The organism is Nocardia sp. NPDC051832, from assembly GCF_040681285.1.
Classification (GTDB): domain Bacteria; phylum Actinomycetota; class Actinomycetes; order Mycobacteriales; family Mycobacteriaceae; genus Nocardia.
In genome coordinates, this window is the sequence record NZ_JBFAYL010000004.1 from 723,677 (window position 1) to 746,395 (window position 22,719).

A 22,719-nucleotide genomic window follows, 5' to 3' on the forward strand; every position below is an offset into this window, starting at 1 on the left:
ACGCACTCGAACAAGAACGATTCCCGCGCGACGATGCCTACATGCCGCAGTGGTACCGAGCAGGCCTTGCTGCCGCCGGGTGACTGCGTGACTGCACCAGCGGACGCGCCTGATCGGATCGGATCGCGATAGTCGGGCACGGTAGGGGTGCCTTCCACCAGGGTTGATGCCGAAGGAGGCCTCATGATCTCAGCGCTCAACCGGCTTGTCGCTCTTGTCGAGGAACACCTCGCTGAAGAGTTCGACGTCAGCGCAGCCGCCAGAACACTCGGCACTACCGAATATCACCTGCGCCGGATGTTCTCGTCATTGGCCGGTATGCCGCTGTCGGAATACCTACGCCGCCGCCGCATGACAATCGCCGCCGGTGACGTCGTCCGGGACGAGGACGATTTGCTGAGCATCGCCGTCCGGCACGGATACGGCTCGACCGAGGCTTTCGGGCGGGCGTTTCGGGCAGTTCACGGCGCCCGCCCCAGCGACGTCCGCCGCGACGGAGGCCCCCTTCGCACACAACCACAGCTCAGGTTCCGCCTGACCGTCGAAGGGAACATCCCCATGAACACCCGCATCGTCGACCGCCCCGCTTTCCGGCTCATCGGACACTCAGCCCGGGTTCCACTCATCCACCTAGGCATCAACCCGCACATTCAGCGCCATATCGCCGCGCTGCCGCTGGAGGAACATGCCCGGTTGAAAGACCTCGGAGACAGCGAACCGGTGGGCCTTTTGCAGGTCTGCGACGACGTCGATCCCGACGGCGTCGAGGGCAGCGAACTGACCTACCTCCACGGGGTCGCTGTCTCCCCCGGCACCCCGACGCCCGACGACCTCGACACGATCGAGGTCCCGACCGGCAGGTGGGCGGTCTTCCACACCGCCGGACCCCATCCGCAGACCCTGCAGGATGCGTGGGCCGCGACCGCGACCGAATGGTTCCCCGCCAACCCATGGCGGTTGCGACCCGGACCCTCGATCGTCGCGGTCCTCGAGCGCGCCGATGACTTCAGCACCGCGACCTGCGAGCTGTGGCTGCCCATCGAACCGGCGTGACACCAAAGATCCTGGGCGAGACGTAACGCTCGCACGGAAACTCCGTCGCCAACGATCGCTGCGTTGGCTACCTTCAGCGACATGATCTATCCCAGTGCGGATTCGGCGTCGCGGGTAGCGCAAATGGCGAACATCGCGCTCGAAGATTGGATGCAGGATTGGCCTATCGAGGTCTCCGATCCGGCGCGGCTCGATGAGTTCGTTGACCTGTTGCTCGCCCACAAGGCCGATTGGTCGATCAGCTTCTGGTTGGTGGACCTCGTCCTCGAATCGGCTTGGGGGGAAATGCTCGTCACACCGCCGCGGGACTATCCGCCGGAACGAACTGAATCGTTGATCGACGCTTTGGTGGCGGTGTGGAAGGCAACCAAAGCACCGAGGATCGCGCTGGAACTCGAGGAATGGGCGTGCGTGGAGGCCACCGCTCCCGACGAGATGTTCGGCGTGAGCCCGCTGGTACGCGAAGCACGTCGGCGGCTCGGCCTCGGCACTGTGCGCTCCGCAGACGGTCTGATCCATCTTCTCGACAGTGCATCGTCCACCGAGTTGGCAGACCGACGGACCGATTCCGCACTTTCCGACTACCTGGTGTTGGCCGAGGACGCAGTCGGTATCCGCACCGGAGTCAACGGCGATGTCTCGGTCGCGATCGATGTCCTCGACGCTGCTCCTGGCGATGACCACGAGGCTTTCGACAGCGTGATCGAGTGCAGCCTGCGCGCGGACTCCAGCAGGTTGAAACTGACTTCACCGGCCGGCGACACGCACGATGGTGGCCTGATAACAGTGCCGACCGGGTGGCTGCGATTGCGCATCTTGTTGTTCCAATCTCCGGATGCGAACGCCGCCGACCTGCAACACGTCCACATCCAATGCTGGCCTGCCGCACACCGCAACCCAGTCTTGGTCAAAGAACAGAATCCCAGCGCTCCTCGGTGATATGACCTGAGCCCGCAGGCATTTGCGTGTGTTCTCCAGCAGCCGTGATGTTTTCGACCTGTTAGCTTTCCTCACACCCGCCGAGAATGGTCAACTGACACAGGAAATCTAGTCGAGGGGCGATCATGAGTACCGCACGACCACTGATATCCGGCCCGGTCCGTTCGAGGGCGCACAGACGATGAAAGCTGATCGCCGGCAGCTGACGGCCGGGGTGTGCATGCTGATCGCGGTGGTGGCTGTGCCGATCGGGCTGATCCTAATCGTCGGCGGTTTCATCGTTTCCCGCCAGGATCCGGATGCTGGGCCGACCTGCGACGAGAAGGTCATGACTCCCGGCACGGAGTGTTGGAGTTTCGGAAAGGATTCGTCCGGGGTCACCAGCTATGAGCAGGCAGTTGAGGAAAAGCGTAAGGGCCTCGAATCCGCGAAAGGGATTCTGCCGGCTGGGATCACGGTTCTGGTTGTCGGCGTCGCGGCGGGCGCGGTCTGCTACCGGTATACCCGGTCCTCGACCGGTACCGGCGACGCGCACGGCGACAGACCTCAGCCCCTCGACCAAGGGCAGGATCGCAAACCTTCCTTCGCCGAGTTGGAGGCTCATGCGGCATCCGCGCTCGGCCAGGGTGACCGCGACGGTGCCCTGTACTGGTATCAGGTCGGGGCGGACGCGGGCAATCCGGACGCGATGGCCAAGCTCGCAGCGCTGCTGCAGGAGGACGGAAATATCGCCGAAGCCGAATACTGGCGCCGCCTAGCGACCAAGGCGAGCCAGACCGCGGCGCGGGAAAGCAGCCGTTCCGCGCGCACCCCGGCAGGCGACATGGACATCCTCCTCACCATGGTGATGGGCAATCACGCCACGGCCGAGCGGCTCATCGAGTTCGAACAGCGCAACGATCCCGGCGCTGATCGGGCGGCGGCGATCAGCAGGGCAATCGAGCGTCTTCGCGGGGATCTCCGTCGGCAAGGCTGACGGGCGTCAGTGCTGGGCTATTGCCTCGCGGACGGCGGGCACCACTTCCCGTGCCCAGCGGTCGACGGTGTCGTCGCTGATGATGTCGCCAGGGCGGGTCAGGTAGATGAACGCACCGGCGCGGTGTTCGGCGACGGCGTAGGTCAGCTCCTCCACCCACTGGGTGACCGAACCTCCGATCCAGCGGCCTTCGGCGGTGCGGGTCCGGGGCAGCGGGTCGCGGGAGATGGTTCCCGCCACGTTGTAGATGGTGGTGATGTCGGCGGGATCGCGGCCCGCGGCCGTGGCGGCCTCGTCGATGATCGGCCGGCCTCGGGCAACGTCGGGGCTGCGCCAGTCGGCGAGGTGGCCGGGGATCCATCCGTCTGCGTGTCGGCCGGTGAGCGCGAGCATCTTCGGGCCCAGCGCGCCGACCCAGATCGGCGGTGTCGGCGCTGCGGCCGGCGCCAGGTTGGTGACCTGGTAGAACTCGCCGTCGAAGGTGACCGGATCGCCGCCGCCGGACAATGCCCGGATCAGGGTGATCGCCTCCTCCAGTGCGCGGACCCGCGCCGCCGGCGCGAGCTGCGGGGCGCCGAGGGCGCGGCTTTCCTCGCCTTGTCCGCCGCCGGCGCCGATGCCGAGTGCGAATCGGCCGCCCGAGATCGTGGACAGGCCGGTGACGGTGCGGGCCAGCTGAGGAGCGGGCCGATTGGGCAAGTTGGTCATGACCGTCGCCGCGGTGATGTTGCGGGTCGCGCCCAGCACGAACGCCAGCACCGCGTAGGCGTCCAGACGCTGGGCGAAGTAGGGGTGATCGGAGAGGGTGACCAGGTCCAGGCCCGCGTCGTCGGCGGTGCGGGCGTGGGCGAGGATCTCATCGACCTGGGTGACATCGGTTTCGAGGCCGAGGCCGAACAAGACCTCGCCGGCAGTCACGATCGGTCCTCGCGCAGCCCACGCGGTGGGTGATGTCGTGTCTCGGCGATTCCGTGACTGATCATCAGCCCTGTCTACCACGCGCACCCAGCGGCAGGTACTCGCCGAGTTCCGGATTCACCCTGGACACGGCCTACTTCAAAAATATACGGTGATACTTCAAAAAGATTCCTACCGAGGGGGATGGGTCCGAATGAAGCTCACCGACCTGGCCACGCTGGCCCTGCGCTATCCGCGCCGGATCGTGCTAGGCGCGTTGCTGTTCATCGTGGTGGCGGGGGTTTACGCCGCGCCGGCGACCTGGAAGTTGCCCTCTGGCGGGTTCTTCGACGAGCCCGGCGCCGAATCGACCAGGGCCGAGCAGATTCTCGACGAGAAGTTTCACGCCGGCGGGTCGTCGCTGGTGTTCACCGTGACCGCCCCGGGTGGGGCCGACAGTCCGGCCGCACGGTCGCGGGGCCAGGCGATCGTGGCGGCTCTGCAAGCCTTTCCCCATGCGCGGCAAGTCATTTCGTATTGGACGGTGCCGCCGGGGCTGAACGACGCACTGGTCGGCGTGGACAATCGCACCGGACTCGTCGCCGCTCAGATCGTCGGCGACGACACCACCGCCCCGGCCCGGGCCGGGGAAATCGCCGCGCGGTTCGCGGGAACCGAGAACGGGGTCACGGTCAGCGCCGGTGGCCAGGCGCTGGCCTTCCGGGAGGCGCAGGACCGGTCCCGTGCCGATCTGCTGCTCATGGAAGCGCTGGCGATTCCGTTCACCTTCCTGGCACTGGTGTGGATCTTCGGCAGTGCCGTCGCCTCGGCGCTGCCGCTGCTGGTGGCGGTCTTCGCGATCGCCGGCACGCTCGCGAGCCTGTGGACGATCCACTTCTTCACCAATGTGTCTATCTACGCGGTGAATCTGACGACCGCCTTCAGCTTGGCGCTCGCTATCGACTACACCCTGTTCATCGTCAACCGCTATCGCGAAGAGCTCGCACGGGGTGGTCCGCCGCGCCAGGCGCTGCTGGTCACCATGAATACCGCGGGGCGGACGGTGACCTATTCGGCGCTCACCATGGGGCTGACCGTCTCGACCTTGATCGTGTTCCCGCAGTACATGCTCAGGTCACTCGGCTATGGCGGGGTCATCGCGGTCGCGCTGTCGCTGGTGGGCGCGCTGGTGCTGGCGCCGGCGCTGATCGTGCTGATGGGCAAGCGGATCGACGCCCTGGACATCCGTAAGCCGATCGCGCGCCGGCTGGGCCTGACACCACGAAATCGACGACCCGAACAGCAGTTCTGGCATCGCATCGCGCTCTTCTCGATGCGGCGTGCGATACCGGTCGTCCTGGTCGGCAGTGCGATCCTGCTGCTCCTGGGTGCGCCGTTCCTCGGTATCAAACTCGGCTACTCCGACGACCGGATCCTGCCGCAGTCGGCGATGGCGCGGCAGACCGGCGACCTCATACGCGCGGAATTCCTGCACCAGAACAACACCGGCAACATCGTGATCGTCCTCCCCGACGGCGTGACCTCGCCAGGTGTCGTCGCCGAGTACGCGAGTGCACTGTCCCGGGTCGAGGACGTGACTCAGGTCGCCGCCCCGAATGGCATCTACGCCGAGGGGCGACCGATCAGCCCGGTGACCTTCGGAGCGGCCCGCAAAGACAATGCCGCCTATCTGACGGTGTCGACGACCCGGGATCCGTTCTCGGAGCAGGGCAAAACACAACTCGCGATGCTCAAAGAGGTGCCCGCGCCCGCCCCAGCGCTGTTCGGCGGCATCGCGCAACGGAATCTGGACAACGTCGACGGCATCACCGAACACGTTCCGCTGGTAGTGGTCCTGGTCGCCGTCATCACGCTCGTCCTGATGTTCCTGATGACCGGTAGCGTGCTGTTGCCGATCAAAGCACTCGTGATGAATCTGCTGTCGCTCGCGGCCGCACTCGGAGTCGTGGTGTGGATCTTCCAGTTCGGCAATCTCGGCGCGCTGGGCACGGCGGGCGGCGACTACGGCACCATCGCGTTCGTTCCGCCTCTGCTCGCCTGTATCGCCTACGCACTCGCGATCGACTACGAGGTTTTCGTACTCTCCCGCATTCGCGAGGAATGGCTGCGATCCGGCAGAGGACCCGGCGACAACGAACGGGCAGTGGCGTTCGGCATGGCACGCAGCGGCCGGATCGTCACCGCGGCGGCCCTGGTGATGGTCATCGTGTTCCTCGGGATCAGCGCCGGCCAGGTCTTGTTCATGCGCGCCCTCGGAGTCGGCCTGACCATCGGCGTGCTGGTGGACGCGTTCCTGGTCCGGACCCTGCTGATCCCCGCGTTCATGAAACTGGCCGGCGGCGCGAATTGGTGGGCGCCGGGCCCGCTGGCCCGCTGGCACGACAAATGGGGTCTCACCGAACACGAAGCGCCCCAGTCGAATCCGGAGCCGAGCAGCGAACTCGCCGAAACCAGGAGTGCCCGATGATCGATCGAACCGTCCTCGTGATCGGAGCCACCGGCGTGCTGGGATCCACGGTCGCCGAAGTATTCGCCCGCGCCGGGTGGCAGGTGCTGCGCGGAACCCGGAAAAGGCGGGCCGCACCCGGTTCGGTACTGATCGATCTGTCCCGGCCGGAGACCATCGCCCCGGCGCTGATGGCGGCCGACCTGACCGTCAATACCGTCCCCGATCCCGATCTCACCGTCGAGAATTGGGCGCTGGCCAACGGCTGCCGCGTACTGACTCCGGCGACCGTGCCGGCGACTTCCGCGCGAAAACTGCGCATCCATGCGGCGCAGCGACCGGTCCGGGGTGCGGTACTGCTCAATGCCGGATTGGCGCCCGGGGTCAGCAATCTGGTGATCGCCGACATGCTCGCCCGTCATCCGGAAGCCGACACCGTCGAGTTCGTGATGTGCCTCCCCGCCAGCGGGATGGCCGGACCCGCGGGAGTCGGATTCGTCCACGAGAATCTGACCACCATCGGCCGGCACGGCGTCTACAACAAGCTGGCCCCGCGTCATCACACCATGACGGTGTCCCTGCCCGATCGGGCCGAGCCGATGACCTGTTTCGGTTTCGCCGAGCGCGACCGGGGCTGGCTGCTGGACAGCGCCGGCGGACGCGCCATCCGCACCTACGCCTATCTGGACCGAAAGTTCCTGCACCAGTTGGTCGTTGCCCTCAACCCGCTCGGATTGCTCGCGGAAGTGCCGAAAGCCCCGTTCCTCCTCGGCCGCCGCACCGTGCCCGCCCGGCCCAGCGCCGAAACCGTGGTGCACTGGGTCGCGACGTCTGCCCGGGGGACCCGGCTCGAGGAGCGCACCGTCGAATGCTCGGGCGGCTACCTGCGTGCGGCCCGGGCGACCGAGATCTTCGGCCGAGCGTTCCTCCGCTCCGCAGTCGACGGGCGCACCGGAGCCGCGAATCCGGAGGAGGTCTTCACCCTGGCGGCCCTGCAGCAGCAATTGAGCGACGCCGGAATCAGGACATGAAACTGAACCATGTCCTCCCGAATTGTTCCCGGCGATTAGGCTGGCGGCATGGCCAGGCGTGTGTACAACCAGTTCTGCAGTCTCGCGCTGAGCCTGGACATCGTGGGCGAACGGTGGACCCTGCTCCTCGTTCGCGAGCTCATGGCCGGCCCCAAGCGCTACACCGACCTGGCCGGCGCCCTCGACGGAATCGGCTCGAGCCTGCTCGCGGCCCGGCTGCGGCAGCTGGAAGACGACGGCATCATCCGCCAGCGCCAGCTACCCCCACCCACCGCGGCGACCGTCTACGAACTGACCACAGCGGGAACCGAACTCGCCGAAGCGATGCTGCCCTTGGTGCTGTGGGGAGCGCGCCATCGCGCGCGAGCACCGCGGCCCGACGAGGCCTATCGAGCCGAATGGGCGCTCGTTTTCATCGCTCAGATGATCGATCGCGACGCACTCACCGGCCTCGAATACACCTATCGCTTCCAGCTCGGCGAATCCGAGGCCTATCTGCGGATCAGTCACAACGACGTGACCGTGACGCCGGGCCCGCTGGACCGATTCGACGCCACGGCCGGCACCGATCCCGTCACCGTTCTGGAAATCAGCGCCGGCCGACTGGCGCTGTCCGAAGCCCTCACCACCGGACGCGTCACGCTCGACGGAGACCCGGACGCGCTGCTGACGCTGACACGGGTGCTGCCGGATCGCATTCCGGAGCACCCGCGAATCGCGCTCGACAACGTGCCGGGCTGATTATCCGACCGGTCGGCGTCAGCTTGCTGCCGCCAGCACCCGCCACACCTTGCGGGAACGTGACCGGGGCTGTGGAGCGGCGTATTCGATTCGACGGCGCGCTTCGGGGGCGCTGATCCGGAGCAGATCGGCCAAGAGGTCGACAGTGTCGCGGTAGCCTGTGTCCGCAGCGAGGCCGCGGCGCTCGGCTTCGGCGACGGCCGCACGCATGGCGGCGTCCAATCGCCTTCGGCGGCGTTCGGTTTCGACGAGAATGCGCAGCAAATCGACATCGGCCAGTTCCGGCCAGCCCGATGCTGGAGCGTTCGGCGCCAGCGCGGTCGAATCTATGGTCACGTGGAGCAGACTACATCAGATAGAACGTATGTTCGATACTTTGCGTAGGCCGAGTCGCCGAGCTTCAGCCGGCGCGCAGCAGGGGCTGGGTCGAGCAGCGGAACGCGCCGCCGAACAGCCGCGAGACCGAGAAGTCGATGTACTCCACGGTGATCCCGCGGGCCTCGAGTTCCTTGCCGACCCGTTCGAACTGCGGATCGGTGATGTAGGTGCCGGGGTCGATGGGCAGACCGTTGGTGGCCATGGCCGCCGCCTCGTCCTCGCTGACCTCGATCTGTTCCCAATCGCGCAGTGCCGCAGGCAATCCTGCCGGCAGACGGGCCGGGCAGGAGATCATCAGGCCGTCCCGGACCAGGCTGATCGCACAATCCAGGTGCAGCACGTGCGGGGGCAGCTCGACGCGGGTCACGGTGAATCCGAACGGCTTCAGGTACTTCGCGAGCCAGCGATATCCGAGTTCGTCGGTGGCCATGCCCGAACAGCCCACGAATACCTCGGCGCCCAGCACCAAGACGTCACCGCCCTCGAGGAAAGGTCCCGCACCGGGGGCGCCGAGCGGCGCGATCTCCGGTTGCGGTAGCGAGACATAGTGCGCGGCCGAGGGCAGGACGCGATCCAGCAGCAGCTGGCGGCTGGGCAGGATCTCCCGCCGGCGATGCGGGAATTGCAGGACGCCTTCCACCACGTGCTCACCCACGGTGAACCAGGGATCACGGACGAAGAAGTTGGCGTAACCGGTGTCGCCGGCCGCGGCCTTCTCCACGTCGTTGAACAGTCGCGGACGCAGCACTTCCACGCCGTGCCGCGTCAGCACCGCCGCCAGTTCCTCCCGTTCGGCCTCCCAGGCCGCCTGCTTCTCGGGATGGACCGCCCCGAAATCCTTCCCCCACACCGCTTCGAGGATCTCGGCCGCGCCGGCCTCCACGGGCATCGAGTGTCCGAGGATCGCGGCGCCGGCCGGTGCGCGGAACTCGCATCGGGACACCACCACGGTGCGCAGCGGCGCGAACTCGCTGTCCAGCCGGACCTCCGTGCTCTCAGCAACCATGAGAACCGAGCCTAGGCAGGCGGAACGAAGTGACGGTGCGGGCATCGCGCCCGGAGCTCATCGCAATCGAATAGCAATCCTTTGTCGAGCCGATCGTTACCGGTCGGGTGGGTCGTTGCGCCTCCGGCATGCTGGTGACGTTCGCCGGTCGCAGGGCGGCACCACGGCTAGACTCTGTCGCGTGTCAGGCTGTCGCTCGGTCCGGTGTGCTGGAATCGCATGAGGGCTGTCATTTACGACCGGTACGGCGATCCCGAGGTGTTGTCGGTCGCGGAAATTCCAGTGCCGACGCCTGGACCTGACCAGGTGCTCGTTCGGGTGCAGGCGACGTCGATCAACCTCTCGGACTGGGAGACGCTGCGGGGGACGCCGTTGTATTCGCGGATCGGCGGGATTCGGGCGCCTCGGCGGCCGGTGCTCGGATCCGATATCGCCGGACGGGTCGAAGCTGTCGGCTCCGCGGTCACACTGTTCGCGGTGGGTGACGAGGTCTACGGCGACAATCTCATGCTCAAGGGCGGGTTCGCGGAGTACGCCGTGGCGCCGCAATCGGCGCTGGCCCGGAAACCGGCGGAGCTGAGCTTCGCCGAGGCGTCGACGCTGCCGCAGGCGGCGGCGATCGCGTCGCAGGGTACGGCTGGGGTCGCGGACGGGATGTCGGTGTTGATCAATGGCGCGGGCGGCGGGTCGGGGGCGTTCGCGATTCAGTTGGCGAAGCGGGCCGGGGCGCACGTGACCGGGGTGGACAACGCGGACAAGCTGACGTTCATGCGTTCGGTCGGCGCTGACGAGGTGATCGATTATCGCGCTGCGGATTTCACGCGGACCGGGCCGTACGACTTCATTCTCGATCTCGTCGCGCACCGGTCGGTCTTCGCTTACCGCCGGGCGGTCGCGCGGGGCGGGCGGTATCGCTGCGCCGGCGGCACCACACGCGCGTTGCTGCGGATGACGACAGTGGGCGTGCTCGCTGGAATGGCGACCGGGCGTAACCTCCGGGTCCTCGCGGTCAAGGAAGGACCCGCGCACTTCACGCCGCTCGCGGAGGCGTGCGTCGCGGGACAGATCGGTATCCACATCGACCGCAGTTTCCCGCTCGAGGAGACCGCGAGCGCACTGGCCTACGTCGGCGCGGGACGCGCGCTCGGGAAAGTGGTCGTCGAGATCGGCTGATCGGCGCCGCCGGATGCGTTGAGCCGCAACCAGTCCGGTCAGCGTCTGGTCCTCCGAGGCCAGCCGCCGTCGCGCGGCATGGCCGCCTCGCTGATCGAATCCGTGCTGCGCCCGCGCCGATCGCGCCGGTCCCGGCGCGGGTCCCAATTCATCGCGATGGCCGCGCTTGTCAGCAATGTCACGACGATCGCCACCACGACCAACTCGGTCACCATGTCGTCCCACTTTCGGTCGCCCCGGCCCCGTGCCACGACCCTTATGGCCCAGGGGAATTGCTCGTTCAGACCGGAAAGTTACAGCTCTACCAGCAGATTTCGACCTCGGCTGTACTTGTCACACTCTGGCGGCGGTCAATGGGTGACGGCGCACATCGGACCGGCCGAACAACCGGTCGCGTCCTGGCGGCGACCGGCGCTCAGCAGGTCGATATCGTCTTGCGCCGCAGCAGGTCTCAGGCCGCGAAGACGGCGCGGACCACGGATTCGTCGCCGTCGACCTCGACCAGCCCGAGGGCGCGCGCGTCGTCGAGGCTGAAGGCGCCGGCGGCGAGACCGAGAATGTAGGCGGGCTCGGCGCGGACGGTGGCGTCGAGTTCGCGGCCGTCGTGTGGGCCGACCTCGAAGCCGGAGTGCGATGCGCGGAGCTGGAACGGCGGGTCACTGATGGCGAGGCCGATTGTCGCCGAGATGCGGGTCTCGACGCGGGTGCCGAGCAGGGCGGGAACGGCGAGGGCGAGCCACTCGGGGCGAAATGCGTCGCCTTCGGGGCCGCGAACCATCAGCGGCGTGGACCAGCGGATCAGGCTTTCGATCGGCTGCCGCAGTTCGGCGCCCCAGGGGGTGAGGGCGTATTCGACGACGCTGCCCGCGCCGGCTAGTCGCCGCTCGACGACTCCCGCGGTCTCGAGGTCACGGAGGCGATCGGCGAGCAGGTTGGTCGCGATGCCGGGGAGGCCGTCGATGAGGTCGCGGTAGCGGGCGGGAGCGATGAGGAGCTGGCGGACGATGAGCAGATTCCAGCGGTCCCCGACGACCTCAAGGGACCGGGCGAGCCCGCAGTACTGGCCGTAGCTACGCATCATTTCCTCATTCGCTTGAAATTCTAAAGTACCCGTGACATCCTCAAGTTTACCTTGACGCCGAGCCCAGAGGGGGGCCGCTATGGCCGATACCACCAAGAGCGTGCGACCCGGATGGGTCGATGACAGCCTGTTTCCGTTCGAGAGCCGTTTTCTCGAGGTCGACGGGCACACGGTGCACTACGTCGACGAGGGTTCCGGCCCCACCTTGCTGTTCCTGCACGGGAATCCGACCTGGTCGTTCCTCTGGCGCGATGTGATCCGCGCCCTGCGCGGCGACTTCCGTTGCGTCGCCTTGGATTACCCCGGCTTCGGGTTGTCGACCGCCCAGCCCGGCTACCGATACCTGCCCGAGGAGCACGCGGACGTGGTCACCGGGTTCGTGGACAAGCTCGGCCTGGACGGGGTCACTCTGGTCGGGCAGGACTGGGGCGGCCTGATCGGGCTGGCGGTCGCGCAGCGCCGGCCGGGCGCCTTCGATCGCCTGACGCTCGCCAACACCTGGGCCTGGCCGGTCAACGGCGAGCTGCACTTCGAGGCCTTCTCCCGCATCCTCGGCGGAGCTCCGGGCCGCTTCCTGGTCCGGCGGCTCAACCTGCTCGTCAACACCTTCATCCCGACCGGCCACCGCAGGCGGAAACCGAGCGCGGCCGAGATGACGCACTACCGCCGCGCGCTGGACACACCCGGTCGGCGCCAGGCCTCCGCGATGCTCCCCCACCGGGTTCTCGCCAGCCGGGAATTCTTCGCCGAGGTCGAAGCCGGTCTTCCGATCGTCGCCCAGCTGCCGACCCTCATCGTGTGGGGTGACGCCGACATCGCCTTCCGTGCGCAGGAACGCGAGCGTCTGGAAGCGACGTTCACCGACCACAAGACCGTTATCGTCGCAGGCGCGGGAACCTACGTCGAGTCCGACGCACCCGAGGAGTTCGTCGCCGCGTTCCGGGCGTGGACGGCGCCGTAGCGGATAGACTCAGCGTCACATCTACCCGCGAATTCCTTTCCATCCCAAGGAGAGTCGTGTGATCGCTGAGAATCTCCGGACCGCCGGACCTGGAAATCGGTTCCTCCGAATGGCTATCGCGGCGGTGGTGGGGTGCACGGGCGCGGCAGCGCTGGCGGGTCCGGCCTCGGCAGCCCCCGTAGCCCAGCTCACCGCCGCCGCCATCCAGCAGCTCAACGCCGATGGCACAGTGCGGATCACAGGCACCTACACCTGCACCGGAGGCCCGGGCGAAACGTACGGCAGCACGACGTTGACCCAGGGCGATCCCGCGGACGCGACGCTCAGCTACACCGAGGAGCGGCCGAGCGCGCCGGTCTGCGATGGCACCGCGCACGACTACGCGATCACCCTTCCGGCACCGGAGGTGTACCCGTTCCAGCCAGGCCCCGCCAGGCTCCTCGTCCTCTGGGACTTCTACACCGCGGACGGGAACATCAGCCGGGGCGAGCTCGATCAGGTCACCGTCACGTTGCAGCGCTGAGTCGGGCAGTCGTGGACAACGTTGGCCAGGGCCGGCCAAAGTTGTCCAGTTCCCGCGGCTTTCGGCTGTCGAGCTTGGACTCTGGAGCGGAATACTTCCCGCTGAATGGAGTTCACCGATGAGGAATGTTCGATATCGCACCGGCGTAGTAGCGGCGTTGATCGGATTGGCCGGTGCGCTGACACCACTCACGGCCGGCCAGGCGCAGGCCGCGGACGATTGCACCTGGCCCTGGGTGTGTCTCTACGATCAGAATTGGTACCGGGTCGGCGCTTTTCAGGACGTCACCAGTGGCTGGCAATGGCTGAGGGGCGCCAGGGGCGCGCACTGGGTGGTCAACGCCCGACGTGACGATGTGGTCTATCTGCATTTCGCCGACGGCTGGGAGACCTGTGTCAATCCGAACAATGCCAGGTACTACAACCACGCCATCGACGGAAACCCGATCCCGCTGGACGCGCTGCGGATTTCCCGCGAGCCGAGATGCCCGTAGTCGACCCGTCCACTTCGCGCGCTCTCTGATAGTTTCGGCATCGGTGACCTGAGCACCGTGATCGATGATTTCGGGGGGATCGAATGCGCTTGCTTCTTGCCGCGGTGGTGGCAGTCGTGCTGCCTCTGACCGGCACCACCATCGCGGAAGGCCGGCCGACGGCGGAGCCGGGAACCGTGATCGAGTCTGCGCCGCTGCACGGTTCGGAGTTGATTCCGCACGCGGGCAGCGGTTTTCGACTCGTCTACCGGACCACCGGGCAGCGTGGGGAACCGCAGATCAGTGGCGGCATGGTGTATGTGCCCGCGGGGCAGCCGCCGCGGGGTGGCTGGCCGGTCGTGTCCTGGGGGCACGGCACCTCCGGCATGACCGAGGGCTGCGCGCCGAGCCGGAACAACGGTTATGCCGGGCCGGTTGATCAGACGCCCGACCTGTCCCGGTTCCTGAGTGCCGGATATGCCGTCGCGGCAAGCGATTACATCGGGCTGGGCGCGCCGGGCTATCACGAGTATCTGGCCGGGCGAGCCGCCGGGCATGCGGTGATCGACGTGGTGCGGGCCGGTCGCGCTCTCGCGCCTGAGCTGTCCGCGTCCTATGTCGCGTCCGGCCTGTCGCAGGGCGGGCACGCGGCGCTGTTCGCCGGGTCGATGGCGACCGAGTACGCGCCGGAGCTGGATCTGCGTGGTGTGCTTGCCTTTTCGCCCACGTCGAATGTCGAGCATCTGCTCGGGGTGATGGGTCCGAACACCCCGGTTCTGCCGTTGGTCAACGGCATCATGGTGAACGGCGTGCTGGCGATCGCCGGCCTGGCGCATGCGCGCCCGGATGTGCCGGTCGCCGAATTCCTCACCGAGAAGGGCCGCGCCGCCGTCCGCCTCGCCGAGACCAGTCCCGAGTGTGACCTGTCCCCCGTGCAACGCATGGTCCGCGGCCGGCCGCCGAGTGAGTTGCTCGCGAAATCGTTGAGCGACCCGGTCTTCGAGGCCGCGGTCCGGGACTACCTCACCGTCCCGGTGACCGGCTACCGCGCGCCGATTCGCATCGCTCAGGGCGCCCTCGACGACATCATGCCGCTGCCCGCCGCGGAGCTGCTCCAGCAACAACTCGACCGGGCGGGCACACCGGCCGAGCTGCGGGTCTACCCCACAGCGACCCACAATTCCATCGTCTCGGTCTCCGGTTCGGACGCGCTGGACTTTCTCCGTCAGCGGCTGAGCTGAGAGTCAGTGTTCCCAGTCGGCGCGGGTGATCTCGTAGCGGACCTCGCCGTGCTCGGCGCCTTCGAACAGGGGCGGTTCGGCGGGGAAGGTCCGGACGTGGGTCATCCCGAGTTTCTCCATGACGTGGCGTGAGCCGCGGTTGACCACCAGCGTCTCGGCCCAGACCAGTCGCGCTTGGTATTCGGTGAACGCTTTGCGCAGCAATGCGATCGAGCCCTCCGTGGCATATCCGTTGCCCCAGGCTGATTTCCGGAACCGGTAGCCGAGTTCGACTTCGTTCAAGGGGCCGTCGGCTCTGGGGCGCAGAATGAACCAGCCGAGGAACTCGCCGCTGGTTCTCCCCTGTGCCGCGAAGGTGCCGAAAGCGTTGTCCCACTTCTGATATTGGCTCAGCAGCCGCGGGATCGTCTCGTGCCGGATCTGTTCCGCAGGCGTCGGTGCGCCGCCGGAGAGGTAGCGCATCACCACGGGGTCGCTGTCGAGTTCGATGAGCAATTCGGCGTCGTTCTCGGTGAAGTGCCGCAACACCATTCGGTCGGTTTCGAGGTAGGTGGCCATAGGCGATGGTCACATGGCGCGGATCACGGCCGCCAGTCGTTTTTCAGCGCACGGCGCAGGACGTCGACCTCGCCGCCCGGCATGTTCGGGTCGAATCCGTGCTCGACCAGCCAGCGGATGCCGCGCAGGCTGCGCAGCGACCACCAGGCGCGGATCACGTCGAGGTCGACCTCCGTGCCGTAGCCGGCGAGGACGTCGCCGAGGTGCTCCGGGTGTCCGAGGGTCACTGTGGCGAGATCGAACAGGGCATCCCCGCAGGCGGCCTCGGACCAGTCGAGCACGCCGGTGACCTCGTCGCCGTCGACGAATATGTGGGCGACCTGGAGGTCGCTGTGGGTGAACACCGGGGTCCAGGGGCGGAGCGCGGCTTCGGCGACCTGACGGTTGCCGGCTACGAGGTCGGCGGGCAGCGCGTGTTGGGTGAGAAGCCAGTCACATTCGTGGTCGAGTTCGGAGCGCAACTCGTCGACGCCGCGGCCGGGCCAGGGCGGCAGCGGCGCGTCGTGCAGGGCGCGGATGGCGGCGCCCGCCGCCCGCCACGCCGCCGGCGACGCGGTCGACGGCCGCCCGAGGCGCGCGAGTGCCGTGCCTCGGAGGGCGGCGAGCGCGAGTACTGGAGGCTTGTGCCACAGGACCTTTGGCGTCGGGATGGGCGCCAGCGCCATCGCCGCGACCTCGACACCGGTTCGGGCCTGATCGACGTCGATCTTCAGGAATACCTCGCCGACGCGCAAGGTGGCCCGCTCGTGATGGGCGACGATCACCTCGACTTCATCCACGTCGGCCATTATGTGCGGGAGGCGACGTCGGCGTCGCCCGATTTTCCGCGCCCGGGGACTCGCGCGCCGGTGCCCGAGTGTTACCGCCGCCCGAATTGCGCAGCGCCGCAACGTGTTCGTTCCTCCCGAAACTGAGAAATAGCTGAATAGTTGCCTTGATAGAATTGCGGGCGTTGTCGAAGAGTCGAGACTGGAAGGTGGATGCGGTGGCTGCCGAGATTCTCGCGGTCCGCCGTGGCCGCGTGGGGCGGGTTCGCAAGTCGCGAGTTCGGACGTTGCCGCAGCTATTGCAAGCGGCGGTCGATCTCGACCCGGAGGCGTGCGCCGTTCGATTTGCTGGACGGGTGCTGACCTATCGGGAGCTCGGCGAGCAATCGGCGCGACTAGCGCGGGTGCTGATCGCGCGCGGGGTGGGGCCGGGCGATCGCGTGGTGCTGGCGTTGCCCCGGTCGATCGACTCGGTGCTCGCGGTGTGGGCCGTGGCGCAGACGGGGGCGGCGTTCGTGCCGGTGGATCCGCACTACCCGATCGACCGGGTGACACACATGATCGGCGATTGCGGGGCCACCCTCGGGTTGACCCTGTCGACTGTTCGGAACGATCTGCCTGCGGAGCTGGCGTGGCTCGACCTCGATTCCCCCGAGTGCGCCGAGGCGCTGGCGGGCGCTTCGGCCGAGCCGGTGCACTTCCGGGAGCGGGTGCGGCGGCTGCACGGCGCGGATGTCGCCTATGTGATCTACACCTCTGGTTCGACCGGGCTGCCGAAGGGTGTGGCCGTGACCCACGCCGGTCTGTCCGGTTTGTGCGCCGAGCAGGTTCGGCGGTTCGGCGTGACCGCGGCGGCGCGGACCTTGCATTTCGCCTCACCGAGTTTCGACGCGTCGATCTTGGAGTTGTTGCTCGCGGTCGGAGCCGGCGCCACGATGGTCGTGGTCCCGCCCGATATCTACGGCGGTGACGAGCTCGCCGAGCTGCTGTGGGACGAGCGGGTGACGCACGCGTTCATCACACCGGCGGCGCTCGCGGAGATCGCGGACACGGATCTGCCCGCGTTGCGGTCGCTGATCGTCGGGGGTGAGGCCTGCCCCGCCGAGCTGGTCGCGCGGTGGGCTCCCGGGCGGGCGTTCTTCAATCTGTACGGGCCGACCGAGACCACGGTGGCGGCCACGATCAGTGGGACGTTGCATCCGGGCGACATCGTCACGATCGGGCGGCCGGTCGCGGGCATGACGGCGCTGGTGCTCGACGCCCGATTGTCGCCGGTTCCGGATCGGGTGGCGGGTGAATTGTATTTGGCGGGGCCGGGATTGGCTCGTGGGTATCACGAGCGGCCCGCGCTGACGGCGGCACGGTTCGTCGCGCATCCCGACGGCAGTGGCGAACGGATCTATCGCACCGGCGATTTGGTGCGCTGGGTCACCGGAAACGATGGTTCGCCGCAGGTGCAGTATCTCGGGCGCACCGACGCGCAGGTCAAGATTCGCGGGTTCCGGGTGGAGCTGGGCGAGATCGACGCGGTGCTGGCCGGCGCGGACTCGGTCGCGTTCGCCACCACGGTGCTGCGACGGCTGCCCAGCGGGGCGGATGCGCTCGTGTCGTATGTGGTGCCCGCGCCGGGTACGGAGTTCGACGCCGCGGTCTTGCTGGAACGCGCCCGGCGGCAGTTGCCCCGGCACGCGGTGCCCGCGGCGGTGACGGCGATCGACGGCATTCCGATGACGCCGGTGGGCAAGCTGGACTACGCGGCGCTGCCGGATCCGGTGCTCACCAAGCGCTCGTATCGCGAACCCGTGACGGCGACCGAGCGGACCGTGGCCGCGATCGTCGCGGATCTGCTCGGGACCGGGCGGGTCAGCGCCGACGACGACTTCTTCGAGCTCGGTGGCAATTCGCTGCTGGCGACGCGGGTGGCGGGTCGCTTGCGTGCCGCACTGGAGATCCGGGTGCCGGCCAGGACCGTGTTCGAACATCCCACCGTCACGGAATTGGCTGCGGCCGTGGACGATCTGGCGGCTACGATGCCACGGCACCTGCCGCTGACCGCGCGCACGCGCGACCAGCGGCCGCCGCTGTCGCTGGCGCAGCAGCGAATGTGGTTCCTGGCGCGCTTGGATCCGGCATCGCAAGCGCACAATATCCCGGTGGCGCTTCGCCTTTCCGGCGCTCTGCGGACGGAAGCTCTCGGCCTTGCGATGCGCGATGTGCTGGAGCGGCACGAAGTGCTGCGCACCGTCTACCCGGAGCAGGACGGGAGTGGTTATCAGCGTGTTCTGCCCGCCGAGCAGGTACGAATGGAGCTGAATCCGGTCGAGACGACGGATGCCGTACTGCCGCGGGAACTCAGCGAGTACATGAGCGCGGGGTTCGACGTGACCACGGAGGTCCCGTTGCGGGCCAAGCTGTTCCGGCTCGGGCCGGACGAATCCGTGCTGGCGCTGGTGATCCATCACATCGCGGCCGACGGATCCTCGCTCGCGCCCCTGACACGCGATCTGATGGTCGCCTACGAGGCGCGCTCGCGAGGGCAGGCGCCGGCGTGGAAGCCACTTCCGGTGCAGTACGCCGACTTCGCGATCTGGCAGCGCGAGATGCTCGGTGCGGCAACCGATCCGGATTCGCCGCTGACCGCACAGCTGGGCCACTGGCGCGAGACCCTCTCCGGACTGCCCACCGTGCTCGAACTACCGGCTGATCGCCCGCGCCCGCCGATCGCGAGCAATCACGGTGCGGCCCAAGGATTTCACCTCGGCGCGGACCTGCACCACGCTCTCGAACAGTTCGCCAAGGACCGGGATGCCACGCTGTTCATGGTGCTGCACGCGGCGCTGGCGGTGCTGCTGGCCCGGGTCTCGGGCGCCGAGGACATCGCGATCGGGACACCGGTGGCCGGTCGCGGTGAACCGGAGCTGGACGATCTGGTCGGCATGTTCGTCAACACCCTCGTGCTGCGTACCCGCATCGATGGTTCGGAGAGTTTCGCGCAGCTCGTCGATCGGGTGCGCGAGACCGATTTGCGTGCGTTCGCGCACGCCGACATTCCGTTCGAGCGGCTGGTCGCCGAACTCGATCCGCCGCGCAGCCAAGCGCATCATCCGCTGTTCCAGGTGGTGCTGGCGTTCCAGAACTTCCAGGGCGAGGCGCTGCGACTACCCGGGCTGACGGTGGAACCGGTCGAGCTCGGGGATGCGGTCAGCCCGGTCGATGTGCAGTTGACGGTTGTGCCACGGCAGGATTCGGCGGGGCTGAGCTGTTCCTGGCGGTATGCGACGGATCTGTTCGATCCGGCGACGGTGCACGACATGAGCCGGCGGTTGATCGGGCTGCTGAGCGCGGCGGTGGCGGAACCGCAGCGGCCGGTCGGGGATCTGCCGGTGCTCGATCGGCCGGAGCGCGCCGCACAGCTGAGCTCGGCGACCGGGCCTGCCCATCGACAGTCCTCCCGGCTGTTGCTCGACGGGTTTTCCTCGCAGGCCCAGCGCTCCCCCACCGCACCAGCCGTCACCTGCGATAGCGAGTCGCTGAACTATGGGGAGCTGGCCGGTCTGGTCAACCGTCTGGCCCGCAAGCTGATCGCAATGGGCGTCGGTCCCGGTACTGCCGTGGGCCTCGCGATGCCGCCTGGGCTGGATTCGGTGGTCGGCATGTACGCGATCATGCAGGCCGGTGGCGCGTATGTTCCGATCGATCCCGGCCAGCCGGCTGCTCGCATCGCCGACATCGTCGACGCCGCGGATCCGATGTGCGTTCTGACGTCCGGCGACGGGGTCGCGATCCATGATCGGCCGGTCCTCCGGACCGACGACTCCGAGGCACTGTCGATGTTTTCGGATTCCCCGGTGACCGACGCGGATCGACTACGTCCGCTGCGCGACCAGGACCTGGCCTACGTGATCTTCACGTCCGGGTCTACCGGCCGCCCCAAGGGGGTGGGTGTGCCGCACGCGGCGATCGTGAACCAGACCTCCTTCTTCGCCGCGGAATACCAGCTGGCCGCGAACGATACCTTCCTGCAATCGGTTCCGTTCACCTTCGACGCGTCCCTGCTCGGTTATGCCGCGCCGCTGAGCGTCGGCGCGCACCTGGTGCTGGCGTCGGCCGAAAGGCGCACGGACCCCGGGTATCTGGCTCACCTCATCACCGAGCATCAGGTGACAGTGACGGCGTCGGTGCCCTCGCTGCTGGAGCTCTTGCTCGATTCCGCCGCACCGCGGTCACTCTCGTCGCTGCGTGCGGTCTGGGTGGGTGGTGAGCCGCTGGCCGCGGCGACGATCGCGCGGTTCACCGCTGCCTGCTCGGCGCGGTTGCACAATCTGTACGGGCCGACGGAGGCCACGGTGTCCATCACCGGCGCGGAGGTGACCGGTATCGAGGATGGTTCCGTGCCGATCGGCCGCCCGCACGGGAACTGCCGGGCCTACGTGCTCGACGCACGACTGCATCCGGTCCCTTCCGGTACGCCTGGCGAACTGTATCTGTCCGGCGTCCAGCTGGCCCGGGGTTACCTGCGCCAGACCGGGCGCACCGCAGAGCGTTTCGTCGCCGACCCCTACGGGCCCAAGGGCGCCCGGATGTATCGCACCGGAGATCTGGTGCGCCGCAACCGCACCGGAGATCTGGAGTATCTCGGTCGCACCGATGTGCAGATGAAATTGCGCGGTCAGCGGATCGAACCGGGCGAGATCGAAGCTGCCCTGCGCGCGCAGGCGGGAATTACGGGTGCGGCCGTGACCGTGCGCCGCGAGCAGTTGATCGGATACGTGACTTCCGAGGTAACCGTCGATTCCGCCGAGGTGCTGGCTGCGTTGCGAAAGCTGCTGCCGGGCTACATGATTCCGGCGCACCTGACAGTCGTGGCCGAGTTCCCGCTCGGTTCGACCGGCAAGCTCGACCGGGCTGCCTTGCCCGACCCGCAGTTACCCACCCGGGCGTACCGCGCGCCGAGCACCGCCGACGAGCAGATCGTCGCCGAAGTCTTCGCCACCGTGCTGGGCGTCGAACGGGTCGGCCGCGATGACGACTTCTTCACCCTGGGCGGAACCTCACTGTCGGCGGTTCGGGTGCGGACCGCGCTGACCGAACGCCTCGGCATCGAGGTTCCGTTGCGGCACTTGTTCACACACCCGCGGGTCGATCAGCTGGCGGCCGCAGTGCGGCGAAGAACGAGCGAGACGACCGGTCACAACCCGGCCGCCGACCTCGTACTGGACGAATCGATCACCACTCTCGGGAGCACTCCCCCACACACGGGTGCCCCCGAAGCTGTCCTGCTCACCGGCGCAACGGGGTTCCTGGGCGCGTTCCTGGTGCGCGAACTACTCGCCCAGACGAACGCCACGATTTACTGCCTCGTCCGGGCGACCGATGACACCACGGCCCAAGCCCGCATCCTCGCCACCGCGACGCGCTACCGAATCGACCTGTCCGGCAGTGAATCCCGAATCGTCGCGATTCCAGGCGATCTCGCGCAACCCCGCCTCGGCCTCACGCCCCAGCGCTTCCTCGAACTCGCCGAACAAATCGACGAGATCTACCACAACGGCGCGCTCGTCAATCATCTCGAGCCCTACGACCGCATGCGCGCCCCGAACGTCGCAGGCACCACCGAGGTCCTGCGACTGGCCACCACCACCCGAGTCAAGCCCGTCCACTACGTATCGACCAGCTCAGCCCCGCAAACCACCGGCTCCGATCCGCAAGCCGCTGACCTGCCTTCGGGGCTGCCCGGCTATGTGCTGACGAAATGGGTCGCCGAGCAACTCGTCCGCACCGGTGCACAGCGCGGCATACCCGCGACGATCTACCGCCCCGGCCTGATCACCGGCGATTCGCACAGCGGCGCAGCCGGAACCGACGATGCCTGGTGGACGATGGTGCGCTCCATGCTCGTAATCGGTATCGCCCCCAACCTCGCCGACGCCGAAATCGCCATGCTCCCAGTCGATCACGTCGCCGAGGAGATCGTGCGGTCCGCCGGACACCCGCACGCACCAGGAACAACTCTCGACCTATCCACGAACACCACACTGCCGCTGCGAGCGATCGTGGACGAAGCTCATCGACGCGGCTACCGATTGGACCTGGTCGAACCCGAGCACTTCCCCGAGGCACTCACCACCGCCGCCGAGCAGCAAGTCGACTCCGGCGACGAATCCCTCTCCCGCGCAGCAGCTTTGAGCACCAACTACGCCGCAGAACAAGACTCGACCGAGGACAACACTCCAAAACCAGCCCTAACCCACCCCATAGCGCATGTCCCCGGTGTCGACACCGCGACGCTCACCCGCTACTTCGACTTCTTCGTAGAGATCGGATTCTTCCCACCCACACCGAACACATAGCCATTCGCCCGACACCTCGGACTTGTCTGGAAACGAGCCTTCGCGCCGCGGGTAGCGCTGTGGCTGATGTGGCTACAGCGGGAGGTGTGATTGCGCCCGCGCGAT

General features: G+C 67.5%; 19 protein-coding genes. 12 read left to right on the forward strand and 7 right to left on the reverse strand.

The genetic code is table 11. The annotated features are described in order from the left end of the window. Positions 1-183 precede the first annotated feature (183 nt). The 3 genes from AB0M14_RS28830 (at position 184) to AB0M14_RS28840 (ending at position 2,968) form a co-directional block, all read left to right on the forward strand. The gene (locus AB0M14_RS28830; RefSeq protein ID WP_365000214.1) at positions 184-1,053 is read left to right on the forward strand and encodes an AraC family transcriptional regulator; all 870 of its coding nucleotides are present in this window, start codon (positions 184-186) and stop codon (positions 1,051-1,053) included. 81 nt (positions 1,054-1,134) lie between these two features. Next, positions 1,135-1,992, forward strand: coding sequence for a hypothetical protein (locus AB0M14_RS28835; RefSeq protein ID WP_365000216.1), 858 nt, complete (start codon positions 1,135-1,137; stop codon positions 1,990-1,992). Between the two features lie 181 nt (positions 1,993-2,173). Then, entirely contained in the window at positions 2,174-2,968 is a 795-nt protein-coding gene (locus tag AB0M14_RS28840) for a hypothetical protein (protein ID WP_365000217.1), read from the forward strand. A 6-nt stretch (positions 2,969-2,974) separates the two neighbouring features. Here the strand turns inward: AB0M14_RS28840 and AB0M14_RS28845 are convergent, their stop codons facing one another. Next, positions 2,975-3,886 (reverse strand): LLM class flavin-dependent oxidoreductase, encoded by a 912-nt coding sequence (locus tag AB0M14_RS28845; protein WP_365000219.1) that lies wholly within the window; start codon positions 3,884-3,886, stop codon positions 2,975-2,977. A 193-nt stretch (positions 3,887-4,079) separates the two neighbouring features. On the opposite strand from AB0M14_RS28845, the gene AB0M14_RS28850 reads away from it, so the two are divergent. Genes AB0M14_RS28850 through AB0M14_RS28860 form a run of 3 tightly spaced genes read left to right on the forward strand, consistent with a single transcriptional unit; the run spans position 4,080 to position 8,104 of the window. Further along, the gene (locus tag AB0M14_RS28850; RefSeq protein ID WP_365000220.1) at positions 4,080-6,353 is read left to right on the forward strand and encodes an MMPL family transporter; all 2,274 of its coding nucleotides are present in this window, start codon (positions 4,080-4,082) and stop codon (positions 6,351-6,353) included. Beyond that, positions 6,350-7,363: a hypothetical protein gene (locus AB0M14_RS28855; protein ID WP_365000222.1), complete on the forward strand. Its 1,014-nt coding sequence runs from the start codon at positions 6,350-6,352 to the stop codon at positions 7,361-7,363. The genes AB0M14_RS28850 and AB0M14_RS28855 overlap by 4 nt, the downstream gene beginning before the upstream one ends. A gap of 48 nt (positions 7,364-7,411) precedes the next feature. Beyond that, complete coding sequence (locus tag AB0M14_RS28860) at positions 7,412-8,104, forward strand: winged helix-turn-helix transcriptional regulator (RefSeq protein ID WP_365000223.1); 693 nt, start codon at positions 7,412-7,414, stop codon at positions 8,102-8,104. A gap of 18 nt (positions 8,105-8,122) precedes the next feature. Here the strand turns inward: AB0M14_RS28860 and AB0M14_RS28865 are convergent, their stop codons facing one another. Further along, positions 8,123-8,440: a DUF222 domain-containing protein gene (locus AB0M14_RS28865; protein ID WP_365000225.1), complete on the reverse strand. Its 318-nt coding sequence runs from the start codon at positions 8,438-8,440 to the stop codon at positions 8,123-8,125. Between the two features lie 64 nt (positions 8,441-8,504). Next, the gene (locus AB0M14_RS28870; RefSeq protein ID WP_365000227.1) at positions 8,505-9,488 is read right to left on the reverse strand and encodes an amidinotransferase; all 984 of its coding nucleotides are present in this window, start codon (positions 9,486-9,488) and stop codon (positions 8,505-8,507) included. A 219-nt stretch (positions 9,489-9,707) separates the two neighbouring features. On the opposite strand from AB0M14_RS28870, the gene AB0M14_RS28875 reads away from it, so the two are divergent. Beyond that, complete coding sequence (locus AB0M14_RS28875) at positions 9,708-10,661, forward strand: NAD(P)-dependent alcohol dehydrogenase (RefSeq protein WP_365000228.1); 954 nt, start codon at positions 9,708-9,710, stop codon at positions 10,659-10,661. A 38-nt stretch (positions 10,662-10,699) separates the two neighbouring features. On the opposite strand, the gene AB0M14_RS28880 is transcribed toward AB0M14_RS28875, so the two are convergent. After that, positions 10,700-10,876, reverse strand: coding sequence for a hypothetical protein (locus AB0M14_RS28880; RefSeq protein WP_365000230.1), 177 nt, complete (start codon positions 10,874-10,876; stop codon positions 10,700-10,702). Between the two features lie 236 nt (positions 10,877-11,112). Beyond that, on the reverse strand, positions 11,113-11,739 hold the full coding sequence (locus AB0M14_RS28885; RefSeq protein WP_365000232.1) for a helix-turn-helix domain-containing protein: 627 nt from the start codon (positions 11,737-11,739) through the stop codon (positions 11,113-11,115). Between the two features lie 82 nt (positions 11,740-11,821). Between AB0M14_RS28885 and AB0M14_RS28890 the strand changes: the two genes are divergently transcribed. From AB0M14_RS28890 to AB0M14_RS28905, 4 genes are all read left to right on the forward strand, one after another. Beyond that, the gene (locus AB0M14_RS28890) at positions 11,822-12,703 is read left to right on the forward strand and encodes an alpha/beta fold hydrolase (RefSeq protein ID WP_365000233.1); all 882 of its coding nucleotides are present in this window, start codon (positions 11,822-11,824) and stop codon (positions 12,701-12,703) included. Positions 12,704-12,761: 58 nt separating this feature from the next. Then, entirely contained in the window at positions 12,762-13,226 is a 465-nt protein-coding gene (locus AB0M14_RS28895) for a DUF6299 family protein (RefSeq protein WP_365000235.1), read from the forward strand. 118 nt (positions 13,227-13,344) lie between these two features. Next, positions 13,345-13,719 (forward strand): hypothetical protein, encoded by a 375-nt coding sequence (locus AB0M14_RS28900; protein WP_365000237.1) that lies wholly within the window; start codon positions 13,345-13,347, stop codon positions 13,717-13,719. An 83-nt stretch (positions 13,720-13,802) separates the two neighbouring features. Further along, positions 13,803-14,939 (forward strand): lipase family protein, encoded by a 1,137-nt coding sequence (locus AB0M14_RS28905; protein WP_365000239.1) that lies wholly within the window; start codon positions 13,803-13,805, stop codon positions 14,937-14,939. Positions 14,940-14,942: 3 nt separating this feature from the next. On the opposite strand, the gene AB0M14_RS28910 is transcribed toward AB0M14_RS28905, so the two are convergent. Continuing rightward, positions 14,943-15,497, reverse strand: coding sequence for a GNAT family N-acetyltransferase (locus tag AB0M14_RS28910; RefSeq protein WP_365000241.1), 555 nt, complete (start codon positions 15,495-15,497; stop codon positions 14,943-14,945). A 23-nt stretch (positions 15,498-15,520) separates the two neighbouring features. After that, positions 15,521-16,285 carry a phosphotransferase gene (locus AB0M14_RS28915; protein ID WP_365000243.1) on the reverse strand — a complete coding sequence of 255 codons (765 nt, stop codon included), beginning with the start codon at positions 16,283-16,285 and terminating at the stop codon, positions 15,521-15,523. 197 nt (positions 16,286-16,482) lie between these two features. Here AB0M14_RS28915 and AB0M14_RS28920 point away from each other — a divergent pair, with 197 nt between their 5' ends. Continuing rightward, entirely contained in the window at positions 16,483-22,614 is a 6,132-nt protein-coding gene (locus AB0M14_RS28920; RefSeq protein ID WP_365000245.1) for an amino acid adenylation domain-containing protein, read from the forward strand. The last annotated feature ends 105 nt before the right edge of the window (positions 22,615-22,719 follow it).